The sequence below is a fragment of the Paenibacillus sp. B01 genome, assembly GCF_009649995.1.
Lineage (GTDB): Bacteria > Bacillota > Bacilli > Paenibacillales > Paenibacillaceae > Paenibacillus_O > Paenibacillus_O pasadenensis.
In genome coordinates this window covers 3,257,369-3,270,270 of the sequence record NZ_CP045802.1, presented here as the reverse complement: position 1 = coordinate 3,270,270, position 12,902 = coordinate 3,257,369, and the positions used below count along the sequence as shown (strand labels likewise).

Below are 12,902 nucleotides of genomic sequence, written 5' to 3'. Positions count from 1 at the left end.
TCTCTTTCCTTTTCGGGAAAGGGACCTTGTCCGTTACCGACAGCCCAATCCACGACAGGAGTGAAGCGCTGTGAAAGCCGAAATCATCGCTGTTGGAACGGAACTGCTGCTTGGACAGATCGTCAATACGAACGCACGCTATCTTTCCCAAGGACTCGCCGCCCTCGGCATCGACGTCTTTTTCCAGACGGTCGTCGGCGACAACGCCGCCCGCATCCGTCAGGCGATCGATACGGCACGCTCCCGCGCCGACCTGCTGCTGTTCACCGGCGGTCTCGGGCCGACGATGGACGACCTCACCAAGGACGTGCTCGGCGACTATCTCGGGCGCCGGCTCGTCGTCCATGAGCCGACGATGGAGGCGATGGAGCGGTTTTTCGCTTCCCGCGGAAGCCATATGGTCGAGAGCAACCGCCGGCAGGCCAACTGGATCGAGGGCAGCGTAGCGCTCGAGAACGACGCGGGGCTTGCCGTCGGCAACGCGCTGGAGCAGGACGGAACCCGCTATATCCTGCTGCCGGGTCCGCCCAAGGAAATGATGCCGATGTTCGAGGGGCCGGCGACGCGCTGGCTGCTGGCCGAGCTCGGAGCGGGGGCTCCGCTGCATTCGCGCATCCTGCGCTTCGCCGGCATCGGCGAGTCGCGGCTCGAGCATGAGCTGATCGACCTGATCGAGAGCCAGAGCGATCCGACGATCGCTCCGTATGCCAAGGAAGGCGAGGTGGCGATCCGCCTCTCCAGCAAGTCCGCGGACGAGGCGCAGGCGCTGGACCGCATCGAGCGGATGGCGCAGCAGATCCGCGAGCGCCTCGGCGCCCATATCTATGCCGAAGAGGACATCTCGCTCGAAGAGGCCGTGCTGCGGCGGCTGCGCACGAGGCGGATGCGGGTCAGCGTGGCCGAGAGCTGCACGGGCGGCCTGCTGGCCGAGCTCATCACCGGCATCCCCGGCAGCAGCGGCGAGTTCCTCGGCGGCATCGTCACCTATACGAATACGATGAAGCACAAGCTGCTCGGCATTCCGCTCGCCCAGCTGGAGGGGGCGGACGCGCCTGGCGCGGTGAGCGCCTCCACCGCGGCGCTAATGGCGCAGCGGGTGGCGGAGACGACCGGCAGCGACTGGGGCGTCTCGATTACCGGCGTCGCCGGGCCGGGCTCCTCCGAGGGCAAGCCGATCGGCCTCGTCTACATCGGCATCGCCCGCAAAGGCGGGGAGGCCGAGACGCATGAGCTGAACGCCGGCGGCAATCGCGACATGGTGCGCATCCGCGCCGCCAAGCACGCGCTGTACCGGCTCTGGCTGGCGCTCCAGGAATAGCCGCGGCGCGCTTGCGCTGGCCGGCTCGGATCGCGTACAATAAAGGCAGTTGACGGAAGAACCGCAGCGAGTCGGACCAGCTGCGGTTCTTTGTCTTTTTTCGGGGCTGCGGCGGGACTCGGGGAGGGACGGAGCGCGCTTCAAAAAAAGCGAATGTATGTTCGAAAAAAGTCTTGGCAAACGGCTTCAAGTAGACTAGAATAGAACTATAAATCGACGAACGAAGGATGTGGATCTCTTGTCAGATCGCCGCGCAGCTTTAGATATGGCGCTTCGCCAGATTGAGAAACAATTCGGAAAAGGCTCCATCATGAAATTAGGCGAGTCCGCCCAGCTGGCCGTTGAAACGGTCTCCAGCGGCGCCCTCGCATTGGATATCGCGCTCGGCATCGGGGGCTTCCCTCGCGGCCGCATCATCGAAGTCTACGGACCGGAGTCGTCCGGCAAGACGACCGTCGCCCTGCACGCGATCGCCGAAGTGCAGCGCACGGGCGGACAAGCCGCCTTCATCGACGCGGAGCATGCGCTGGATCCGCTCTACGCCAGCAAGCTCGGCGTCAACATCGACGAGCTGCTGCTGTCCCAGCCGGATACGGGCGAGCAGGCGCTGGAGATCGCCGAGGCGCTCGTGCGCAGCGGCGCCGTCGACATCATCGTCATCGACTCCGTCGCGGCGCTCGTGCCGAAGGCCGAGATCGAGGGCGAGATGGGCGACTCCCACGTCGGCCTCCAGGCGCGCCTCATGTCGCAGGCGCTGCGCAAGCTGTCCGGAGCGATCAGCAAGTCCAAGACGATCGCCATCTTCATCAACCAGCTCCGCGAGAAGGTCGGCGTCATGTTCGGCAACCCGGAGACGACTCCGGGGGGACGCGCCCTGAAGTTCTACAGCAGCGTGCGGCTGGACGTGCGCCGCATCGAGAGCATCAAGCAAGGCACCGACGTCGTGGGCAACCGGACCCGCATCAAGGTCGTCAAGAACAAGGTGGCGCCTCCGTTCCGCCAGGCCGAGCTGGACATCATGTACGGCGAAGGCATCTCGCGCGTCGGCAGCATCATCGACATCGGCGTGGAGATGGACATCGTGCAGAAGAGCGGCGCTTGGTTCAGCTTCAACGGCGACCGCCTCGGCCAAGGACGGGAGAACGCCAAGCAGTTCCTCAAGGACAACGAGCCGATCGCAAGCGTGATCGAAGGCAAGATCCGCGAGGCGCATAACCTCAATGCGGCTGCGGAGCGCGCCGCCGGCGCCGAAGTTTCGAAGGACGAGGCGGACGAGTTCGAGGAGCTGGAGCTCGACGTCTGATTGTTTACCGCTCTGCGAAGTAGCGGCATGACCAAGCATCCCTGATGGAGTCGGGGGTGCTTTTTTCTTCATTAGAATCGACGAGGAAGGGAGCGGCGAAGATGGAGGAGCAGGAAAAACGGATCACGCGCGTAGAGCAGGACGACAAGAAGCCGTCTCTCTACTGGATTTATCTCGAAGGCAGCGAGGAGCCGGAGCTGTCGGTGCATGAGGACATTCTCGTCAAGTACCGGCTGCTCAAAGACACGCTCATCGAGCCGAAGCTGATGGCGCGGATCGCGGAGGAGAACGCTCGCTACCGGGCGTATGCGGCGGCCGTCTTCTACGCCGGCTTCAAGATGCGGACGTCGAAGGAGATGTCCGCCTATCTCAAGCGCAAGGAATTCGAAGAAGAGGATATCCGCTATGCGATCGAGCGGCTGCAGCAGGAGCGGGTCGTCGACGACCGCGACTATGCCCGCATGTTCGCCTCCCAGCGTCTGCGGAGCAGCCAGAAGGGCAGCCGTCTCATCCGCATGGAGCTCGAGCAGCGCGGCATTCCAAAGGAGACGGCGGGACATGCGGTCGAAGCTCTCGACGACGAGGAAGAACGGCGCGCCGCGCTCAAGGCCGGAGAGAAGAAATGGCGGAGCCTAAAGGGAGAAGAGCGCGACAAACGGATGAAGCTGACCGGATTCCTGCTGCGGCGCGGATTCCCGAGCGATCTCGTGCGGGAGACGGTCCGGCAGATTCAGGACTCGGCCGAGGGCGAGGACGACGCCGACGGGGGCTGGCTTGACAATTGATTTTGCGGAAAGCTACAATAATAAAGCATCCATCTGGCATGGGATGCCTTTCCTTCCGTAAATGGGTTCAGGTTTTTTGTCTCCATTTCTACAGTCGTAAAGCACGGTATGGAACCGAATGGCAACAATTGAATATCATTCCCGGCTGATGCCTTGGTGAATGCAACGAGGAGGTGAACAAGATGAACCCCATTTGGTGGATCTTGATCGTTCTCGTTGTTGGCGCGATTACCTTTGGGATTGGTTACTTCGTCCGAAAGTCGTTTGCCGAGGCTAAGATTTCCAGCGCTGAGCAGGCCGCGCTCCAGATCGTCGAACAGGCGAAGAAGGAAGCGGATGCGTTGAAAAAGGAAACGGTGCTGGAAGCGAAAGACGAAATCCATAAACTCCGTTCGGAAGCGGACAAGGACATTCGGGAGAGACGCAATGAGAATCAGCGTCTTGAAAGGCGCTTGCTGCAAAAAGAGGAGTCTTTGGATAAGAAAATTGAGGCACTCGAACGCAAAGAAGAATTGGTAGCCAACAAGGAGAAACGAATCGAGGAAACGCAAGAGCAGATTGATTCCATCTACCGGCAGCAGCAGAGCGAGCTGGAGCGGATCTCCGGCTTGACTACGGAGGACGCGAAGACGATCATCTTCAACAACGTGGAGCAGGAAGTCCGCCACGAGACGGCGCAGATGATCAAGGAGCTGGAGCAGCAGGCGAAGGAAGAGGCGGACAAAAAAGCCCGCGACATCATTTCCCTGGCGATCCAGCGCTGCGCGGCCGATCATGTCGCGGAGACGACGGTATCCGTCGTGACGCTGCCGAACGAAGAGATGAAGGGCCGGATCATCGGCCGCGAGGGCCGCAACATCCGCGCGCTTGAGACGCTCACCGGCATCGATCTGATCATCGACGATACGCCGGAAGCGGTCATCTTGTCCGGATTCGATCCGATACGCCGGGAGATTGCCCGTACAGCGCTCGAGAAGCTCGTCGCCGACGGCAGGATCCATCCCGCCCGAATCGAGGAGATGGTCGAGAAATCCCGCCGCGAGGTGGACGAGCGGATTCGCGAGTATGGCGAGCAGGCGACTTTCGAGGTCGGCGTGCATGCGATCCATCCGGATCTGATCAAGATTCTCGGCCGCCTGAAGTATCGGACGAGCTATGGCCAGAACGTGCTGAAGCATTCGATGGAGGTCGCTTATCTGACCGGCCTGATGGCGGCCGAGCTGGGCGAGGACATCACCTTGGCCAAGCGCGCCGGATTGCTGCATGACATCGGCAAAGCGCTCGACCACGAGGTCGAAGGCTCCCATGTCGAGATCGGCGTCGAGCTGGCCCGCAAGTACAAGGAGCACCCGGTCGTCATCAACAGCATCGCGTCCCATCACGGCGATTGCGAGGCGACTTCGGTCATCGCGATGCTCGTCGGAGCCGCGGACGCGCTGTCGGCCGCCCGTCCGGGAGCCCGCCGCGAGACGCTCGAGACGTATATCAAGCGTCTGGAGAAGCTCGAGGCGATCTCCGAATCGTTCGACGGCGTCGAGAAATCGTACGCCATCCAGGCCGGACGCGAAGTTCGCGTCATGGTCCAGCCGGAGAAGATCGACGATACGGAAGCGTTCCGTCTGGCACGCGACATTACCAAAAAGATCGAGGGAGAACTGGATTATCCGGGCCATATCAAGGTCACGGTCATCCGCGAAACCCGTGCGGTCGAATACGCCAAGTAGGCGAACCAGACATCCCGCTCCTGCCGGAGCGGGATTTTGTCATGATAGGAGGCCATCCATGAAAGTTCTTTTTATCGGCGACATCGTCGGCAACGTCGGCCGTGCCGCGCTGCGCAAGGCGCTGCCGGCGCTCAGGGCGAAGCATAATCCGGATATCATCATCGTCAACGGCGAGAACGCCGCCGCCGGCCGCGGCATCACCGCCGCGATCGCCAAGGAGTTTTTCGACTGGGGCGTGAACGGCATCACGATGGGCAACCATACGTGGGACAACAAGGATCTGTTCGACTGGATCGACGACGAGCCGCGGCTCGTCCGTCCGGCGAATTTTTCGAGCGAATCGCCAGGCATCGGCTCCACGGTCATCAAGGCCGGCAGCAAAAAGCTCGGCATCCTCAATGTCCAAGGGCGCACGTTCCTGCCGCCGAACGACTGCCCGTTCAAGACGGCGGATGCGCATCTGGAGCGGCTGAAGCGCGAGACGAGCTGCGTGCTGGTCGACTTCCACGCCGAAGCGACATCGGAGAAAATCGCGATGGGCTGGTATTTGGACGGCCGGGCCTCGGTCGTGCTCGGCACCCACACGCATGTGCAGACGAACGATGACCGGATCCTTCCGCAAGGAACGGCGTTCTTGACCGATGTCGGCATGACCGGTCCGATGGACGGAATTCTCGGCATGGATCGCGACGCCGTGCTGCACAGGTTTCTGACCGGCCTGCCGTCGCGCTTTGTCGTAGCGGAAGGGGACTGGCATCTGCACGGGGTGCTGGCGGTGTTGGACGAAGCGACGGGACGGGCGCAGCGGCTCGAGAAGATCCGCCTTACGGAAACGTCGCTCGCGATGTTCTAGAGCTTGCCGCTTGACCTGACAACGCCTGGCAGCATGGATGCCGTTGCGGAAGAAGGAATTTTTTGTCCTCTCTCGAATAGGTTTAGGGATATAGGGATACGCCACTATTCCTGAGGAGGTACTTGACATGGACGTCTTAAAAGTATCCGCTAAGTCCAATCCAAATTCCGTAGCAGGGGCGCTGGCAGGAGTTCTCAGGGAGCGTGGTGCGGCCGAGCTGCAAGCAATCGGAGCCGGCGCCTTGAATCAAGCGGTCAAAGCCGTCGCGATCGCAAGGGGGTTCGTCGCTCCGAGCGGCGTAGACCTGATCTGCATCCCGGCCTTTACCGACATCGTCATCGACGGCGAGGACCGCACCGCGATCAAGCTGATCGTAGAGCCGCGCTGAGCCGAAGAGAAAAACATGCAACGGCCTGTTTACGGAGTAAGCAGGTTTTTTTGCGTTTTCCGGAGACGGAAGTGCATATCGTAGGAGAAGAGGCCGGCATCGGGCGGCCGCGAACGACAGGAGGCGGGGCAGATGAACGACAGATATCCAGGCGAGGAGCCTCGGATCGCGGATTTCCATTGCGACGTGCTGAGCAAGCTGCTGGCGGATCCGCGCCTTGATCCGATCGATTCCGCGAACAATCGCGGGCCGGTGACGCTCGACGCGACGCTCGACCGGCAGCGTGCGGGCGGCTATATGCTCCAGGCCTATGCGATCTATTTGACCGAGTCGAAGCCGAAAACGATGGATGCGGTGCTTCGTTCGGCCGATCTGTTCGAGCAGAAGATCGCCGCTCATCCCGGATATGCCAAGGTGCGCGTAAGGCGCGATCTGGAGCGGGCGCTGCAGGAGGGCAAAATCGCCGCCCTGCTGACGCTGGAGGGGGCGGATGCGCTGCAGGGAGACTGGGCGCTGCTGCGAACGGCATTCGCGCTCGGCGTGCGCGTGCTCGGCTTGACGTGGAATTACGCGAACTGGGCGGCGGACGGCGTGCTGGAGCCGAGGCAAGGCGGGCTGACCGCCAAAGGCCGGGAGCTGGTCGATGCGGCGCGCGATCTCGGGCTGCTGCTCGACGTCTCTCATCTGACCGATGCCGGCTTCTGGGAGCTGGTCGAGCGGACCGAGCGGCCGCTGATAGCTTCCCACTCCAACTCGCGCCGCATTTGCCCGCATCCGCGCAATCTGACCGACGACCAGCTGCGCGCGCTGATCGCCATGGACGGGCGGATCGGCTTGACGTACGTGCCCTACTTCATCACCGATCGCGGACAGGCCGCAGCGAGCGACCTGCTGCCGCATATCGAACATATCTGCTCCCTCGGAGGGGAAGACCAATTGATGCTGGGCTCGGACTTCGACGGCATCGAGCAGCATCCGGCCGGCCTGCGCCATGCCGGCGAGGCCGGCCAGCTGCGGCAGGAAGTCGAGCGGGCCTACGGCGCGGCGTTCGCGGAGAAGCTGCTTGGAGGAAACGCGATCCGCTTTTTGCGCCAAAACCTCCCGGAATAAAGGGATTATGGGCTTTATCAGGTTTCTTTATAGCTTTCATCGGAATGCTGAATGCGGCAAGTTCGGAGATTTCCTTGCAATTTTCAATAGCGAGGCATAAAATTTAGGAGGATTGAAAGCAGTTCTCACAGCAGATGAGGAGTTGGACTTATCGTGATTAGTCAGCTGTCTTGGAAGATCGGGGGCCAGCAGGGAGAAGGCGTCGAAAGCACGGACCGGATCTTCTCCACCGCCCTCAACCGTCTCGGGTACTATCTGTACGGATACCGCCATTTCTCTTCGAGGATCAAGGGCGGCCATACCAATAACAAGATTCGCATCAGCACGCAACCGATCCGAGCGATCTCGGACGATCTCGATATTCTTGTCGCATTCGATCAGGAGAGCATCGACCTGAACGCGCCGGAGCTTCGTCCCGGCGGAGTCGTCGTCGCCGACGCCAAGTTCAAGCCGCAGCTGCCGGAAGGCATCGACGCCCGCCTGTTCGCGGTGCCGATCACGGCGATCGCCGAGGAGCTCGGCACGTCCCTCATGAAGAACATGGTCGCTTCCGGCGCTTCCTGGGCGCTGCTCGGCCTGCCGCTCGAGGTGTTCAACCAGGCGGTCGAGGAGGAGTTCGGACGCAAAGGCCCGGCCATCGTCGAGAAAAACGTCGAGGCGGTCAAGCGCGGCGCCGAGTTCGTTCTCGAGCAGGCGGGAGGACCGCTGGAGGCATTCGCGCTGGAGCCTGCCGACGGCAAGCAGAAGCTGTTCATGATCGGCAACGAGGCGATCGGCCTCGGCACGGTCGCCGCAGGCTGCCGCCTCATGAGCGCGTATCCGATCACGCCGGCCTCCGAGATCATGGAGTACCTGATCAAGAAGCTGCCGAAGTTCGGCGGCACGGTCGTGCAGACCGAGGATGAGATCGCGGCCGTCACGATGGCGATCGGCGCGAACTACGCCGGCGTGCGGACGATGACCGCATCTGCCGGTCCCGGCCTGTCCCTCATGATGGAGGCGATCGGCCTCGCCGGCATGACCGAGCAGCCGCTCGTCATCGTCGACACGCAGCGCGGCGGTCCTTCGACCGGCTTGCCGACCAAGCAGGAGCAGTCCGATCTCAATGCGATGGTCTACGGCACGCACGGCGAGATTCCCAAGGTCGTCATCGCGCCGGCCAGCATCGAGGACTGCTTCTACGATACGGTCGAGGCGTTCAACATCGCCGAGGAGTATCAGGTGCCGGTCATCATCATGACCGACCTGCAGCTGTCGCTCGGCAAGCAGAGCTGCGAGCCGCTCGACTACGACCGCATTGAGATTCGCCGCGGCAAGCTGCAGCGCGAGCTGCCCGAGCTCGAGCCGAATGTGCTGTTCAAGCGCTACGAGCTGACCGAGGATGGCGTATCGCCGCGCTCGCTGCCGGGCGACAAGGGCGGCCTGCATCATGTGACGGGCGTCGAGCATGACGAGACCGGACGTCCGTCCGAGAATGCGCTCAACCGCAAGCGGATGATGGATAAGCGGCTCGGCAAGCTCGACCGCCTGCTCATTCCAGAAGCGATCCGCGTCGACGTGCCGCATGAGCGCCCGGACATCCTGATCATCGGCATGGGCTCCACCGGAGGCACGATCGAGGAAGCCCGCAGCCGCCTTGAGCAGGACGGAGCGGCGACCGGCCAGATTCAGGTCCGGCAGATCCATCCGTTCCCGGCCGAGCAGCTGACTCCTTATCTGGAGGCGGCAAGCACCGTCATCGTCCTGGAGAACAACGCGACCGCCCAGCTGGCGGCGCAGATCAAGCTGCATTGCGGACATGCGGACAAGATCCGCAGCCTGCTCAAATACGACGGCAATCCGTTCCTGCCGTCCGAGGTTTACCAAGCGTCGAAGGAGATGAGCCACGTTGGCCACATTTAAGGAATTCCGCAACAACGTCAAGCCGAACTGGTGCCCGGGCTGCGGAGACTTCTCCATCCAGGCCGCCATCCAGCGCGCCGCGGCGAACGTCGGCCTCGAGCCGGAGCAGCTCGCGGTCATCTCGGGCATCGGCTGCTCGGGCCGGATCTCCGGCTACATCAACGCCTACGGCCTGCACGGCATCCATGGCCGCGCGCTGCCGATCGCCCAAGGCGTCAAGCTGGCGAACCGCGAGCTGACCGTCATCGCCTCCGGCGGCGACGGCGACGGCTTCGCGATTGGCATGGGCCATACGGTGCATGCGATCCGCCGCAACGTCAACCTGACCTACATCGTCATGGACAACCAGATCTACGGCCTGACCAAAGGACAGACTTCCCCGCGCAGCGCGGAAGGCTTCAAGACGAAGTCGACGCCCGAGGGCTCGATCGAGTCGGTGCTCTCGCCGCTGGAGATCGCCTTGTCGGCGGGCGCGACGTTCGTGGCGCAGTCGTTCTCGAGCGACCTCAAGCAGCTGACCGCGCTGATCGAGGCCGGCATCAAGCATGAAGGCTTCTCGCTCATCAACGTCTTCAGCCCTTGCGTCACGTTCAACAAGGTCAACACGTACGACTGGTTCAAGGAAAACATCGTCAACCTCGACGGCGAGGCCGGCGAAGGCTACGATCCGTCGAACCGCCTGGCCGCGATGACGAAGATCATGGAGACGAACGGCCTCGTCACCGGCCTGATCTACCAGGACACGAAGCGCCGCTCTTACGAGAACCTCATCACCGGGTTCAAGCAAGAGGGACTCGCGAACCAGGACATCAAGATTTCCCGCGAGGACTTCGCGAAGTTGGCTGCGGACTTCGTGTAGAATAGGCGGAAGCTCTTATCGTTTTTCCATTAATCCAACAAAAAGCAACCCGTGCGAGGCGGGCTGCTTTTTGTTCGTTTGAGTTCAAGAATCGACGACGGCGCCGTTCGACACGGGCTGTCCCGAAAGTCTATAATGGAGCATGAGAGAGAAAGACGAGTGGAGAAAGGAAGAACATCATGACCATGACTGAAACCAAAACGGTACCTGTAGGCGTCTCCGCGCGCCATATCCATTTATCGCAAGCCCATGTCGAAGCGCTGTTCGGAGCGGGTTATGAGCTGACCGAGTTCAAGCCGCTGTCGCAGCCGGGGCAGTTCGCCGCCAACGAGACGGTCGCCGTCAAAGGGCCCAAAGGCGCTTTCCCGAAAGTGCGCATCCTCGGCCCGGCGCGCAAGGCGACCCAGCTCGAAATTTCCCGCACGGACGCGTTCGCGATCGGTGTGCCCGCGCCGGTGCGCGAATCCGGCAATATCGCCGGCTCGGCCGGCATCACGATCACCGGACCGGCCGGAGAGGTCACGATCGAGGAAGGCGTCATCGTAGCTGCGCGCCATATCCATTTCCATACGGATGACGCGGCGGCCTGGGGCATCGCGGACCAGCAGCTGCTGAAGGTGCGCGTCGGCGGCGAGCGCGGCCTCGTCTTCGAGAACGTCATCGCCCGCGTGTCGGACAGCTTCGCGCTGGACATGCACATCGATACCGACGAGGCCAACGCGGCCGGCGTCAAGAACGGCGACACGGCCGAGATCGTCGGCTGAGGAAGCGGCGCCTTCCACGCGGGAAGCCGGAGCCGCGCGCCATCTCCGGCCGATGCGACTGCCCGGACCGGGCAGTCGTTTTTATGTCCGCGGAGTGGTATAATGTGGACTTGGACAACCAGATCTAGCGGCCCAGGCGCCGCATGGCTCTACATACACGTCAGCAGACAGGAGCGATAGACAATGGCAGAACAGCATACATCGGCGCTCAAGCCGGGACAAGTGCATGACCACGGACCGAACTGCCCCGTCGAAGTGTACGATACGCGGGACCTTCTCGTGCGCGAGGACATCATGCAAAAGGCGCGCGAGCTCGCAGGACTGATCTTCTCCTCCGACGAGGTGCAGCAGTTCCGCAAGGCCGAGGATCAGATCAAGGGCAACGAGCGGGTGCAGAGCCTGATGGCCGGACTGAAAAAGAAGCAGAAGGAGCTTGTCGCCTTCGAGCAGACGTTCAAAAATCCGACGATGGTGCAGAAGATCGAGGGCGAGATGGACGCCCTCCAGAACGAGCTCGACGGCATCCCGATCGTCAGCCAGTTCCAGCAGAGCCAGGCGGACATCAACTACCTGCTGCAGATGGTCGTCTCAATCATTCAGGATACGGTGGCGGAGAAGATCACGCTCGACGGCGCCCGTCCGGAAGATCCCGAAAGCTGCGACGAATAAAAGGAGGCGGGAGCGCATGAGACCATTCGTATTCCACAACCCGACGAAGCTCATCTTCGGCGAAGGCCAGCTGCAGCAGCTGACCAAAGAAGCGGACAAGCTCGGGCGCAAGGTGCTGCTCGTCTACGGCGGCGGCAGCATCAAGCGCAGCGGCTTGTACGACCAGGTGCTTGGCGTGCTGGCTGATGCCGGCTGCAGCGTCGTCGAGCTCGCCGGCGTCGAGCCGAATCCGCGCCTGTCCACCGTCCACCGCGGAGCGGAGCTGTGCCGCGAGCACGGCGTCGACTGGGTGCTTGCCGTCGGCGGCGGCAGCACGCTCGACTGCGGCAAGGCGATCGCCGCGGCGGCGCGCTACGAGGGCAGCTTCTGGGACATCGTCAGCCGCAAGGCAGCCGTGCAGGAGGCGCTGCCGCTCGGCACGATCCTGACGCTGGCCGCGACCGGCAGCGAGATGAACAGCGGCTCGGTCATCACCAACGAGGAGACGCAGGAGAAGCACGGCTGGGGCAGCCCGCATGTGTTTCCGCGCTTCTCGATCCTCGACCCGGCGTTCACCGCGACCGCGCCCAAGGACCATACGGTGTACGGCATCGTCGACATGATGTCCCATGTGTTCGAGCAATACTTCCATCATGACGCGCTGACGCCGGTGCAGGACGGATTTTGCGAGTCGGTGCTGCGCGCCGTCGTCGACACCGCGCCGAAGCTGGTCGACGATCTCGCGAACCTGGAGCATCGCGGCACGATCCTCTACGCCGGCACGATGGCGCTGAACGGCGTGCTGGCGATGGGCACGCTCGGCGACTGGGCCAACCATGACATGGAGCATGCGCTGTCCGCCGTCTACGACATCCCGCATGGCGGCGGCCTGGCGATCCTGTTCCCGAACTGGATGACGTACGTGCTGGACGACAACGTCGGTCGCTTCAAGCAGTTCGCGGTCAACGTCTTCGACGTGGACACGGACGGACGCAGCGACCGCGAGATCGCGGAGGAAGGCATCCGCCGCCTGCGCGCGTTCTGGAGCTCGCTCGGAGCGCCGTCGCGGCTCGCCGACTACGGCATCGACGAGAGCCGGCTTGAAGAGATGGCCGGCAAGGCGGCCCCGGGCCGCAAGATCGGCAACTTCCGCAAGCTGGATGAGCAGGACGTTCGGAACATCTACCGCATGTCCCTTTGAGAGCATCGGCGGAAGCCAAAAACAGCCGCGCAGTCTGCGCGGCTGTT

Annotated in this window: 12 protein-coding genes; all 12 read left to right on the top strand. The window is 62.5% G+C overall.

Features of this window, described 5'->3' with window-relative positions; all coding sequences use genetic code 11:
- Nucleotides 1–70 precede the first annotated feature (70 nt).
- The 12 genes from GE073_RS14055 (at nt 71) to GE073_RS14000 (ending at nt 12,855) form a co-directional block, all read left to right on the top strand.
- Nucleotides 71–1,318 (top strand): competence/damage-inducible protein A, encoded by a 1,248-nt coding sequence (locus GE073_RS14055; protein ID WP_153783719.1) that lies wholly within the window; start codon nt 71–73, stop codon nt 1,316–1,318.
- Nucleotides 1,319–1,556: 238 nt separating this feature from the next.
- Nucleotides 1,557–2,621: a recombinase RecA gene (recA, locus tag GE073_RS14050; protein WP_101809220.1), complete on the top strand. Its 1,065-nt coding sequence runs from the start codon at nt 1,557–1,559 to the stop codon at nt 2,619–2,621.
- Nucleotides 2,622–2,722: 101 nt separating this feature from the next.
- Nucleotides 2,723–3,406, top strand: a complete 684-nt coding sequence (locus GE073_RS14045) for a regulatory protein RecX (RefSeq protein ID WP_153783718.1) — start codon at nt 2,723–2,725, stop codon at nt 3,404–3,406.
- 182 nt (nt 3,407–3,588) lie between these two features.
- Nucleotides 3,589–5,130, top strand: coding sequence for a ribonuclease Y (gene rny, locus GE073_RS14040; RefSeq protein ID WP_101809218.1), 1,542 nt, complete (start codon nt 3,589–3,591; stop codon nt 5,128–5,130).
- 58 nt (nt 5,131–5,188) lie between these two features.
- Complete coding sequence (locus GE073_RS14035; protein WP_101809217.1) at nt 5,189–5,983, top strand: TIGR00282 family metallophosphoesterase; 795 nt, start codon at nt 5,189–5,191, stop codon at nt 5,981–5,983.
- Between the two features lie 127 nt (nt 5,984–6,110).
- Nucleotides 6,111–6,371 carry a stage V sporulation protein S gene (locus GE073_RS14030; RefSeq protein ID WP_028597363.1) on the top strand — a complete coding sequence of 87 codons (261 nt, stop codon included), beginning with the start codon at nt 6,111–6,113 and terminating at the stop codon, nt 6,369–6,371.
- 132 nt (nt 6,372–6,503) lie between these two features.
- Nucleotides 6,504–7,481, top strand: a complete 978-nt coding sequence (locus GE073_RS14025; protein ID WP_153783717.1) for a dipeptidase — start codon at nt 6,504–6,506, stop codon at nt 7,479–7,481.
- Nucleotides 7,482–7,634: 153 nt separating this feature from the next.
- Nucleotides 7,635–9,383, top strand: coding sequence for a 2-oxoacid:acceptor oxidoreductase subunit alpha (locus GE073_RS14020; protein WP_101809215.1), 1,749 nt, complete (start codon nt 7,635–7,637; stop codon nt 9,381–9,383).
- A complete protein-coding gene (locus GE073_RS14015; RefSeq protein ID WP_101809214.1) occupies nt 9,370–10,242 on the top strand; it encodes a 2-oxoacid:ferredoxin oxidoreductase subunit beta in 873 nt (290 codons plus the stop codon). Before GE073_RS14020 ends, GE073_RS14015 begins: the two co-directional genes overlap by 14 nt.
- 185 nt (nt 10,243–10,427) lie before the next feature.
- Nucleotides 10,428–11,006, top strand: coding sequence for a phosphate propanoyltransferase (gene pduL, locus GE073_RS14010; protein ID WP_043110849.1), 579 nt, complete (start codon nt 10,428–10,430; stop codon nt 11,004–11,006).
- A gap of 183 nt (nt 11,007–11,189) precedes the next feature.
- Nucleotides 11,190–11,675 (top strand): YlbF/YmcA family competence regulator, encoded by a 486-nt coding sequence (locus GE073_RS14005; protein ID WP_153783716.1) that lies wholly within the window; start codon nt 11,190–11,192, stop codon nt 11,673–11,675.
- Nucleotides 11,676–11,691: 16 nt separating this feature from the next.
- Complete coding sequence (locus tag GE073_RS14000) at nt 11,692–12,855, top strand: iron-containing alcohol dehydrogenase (RefSeq protein ID WP_153783715.1); 1,164 nt, start codon at nt 11,692–11,694, stop codon at nt 12,853–12,855.
- The last annotated feature ends 47 nt before the right edge of the window (nt 12,856–12,902 follow it).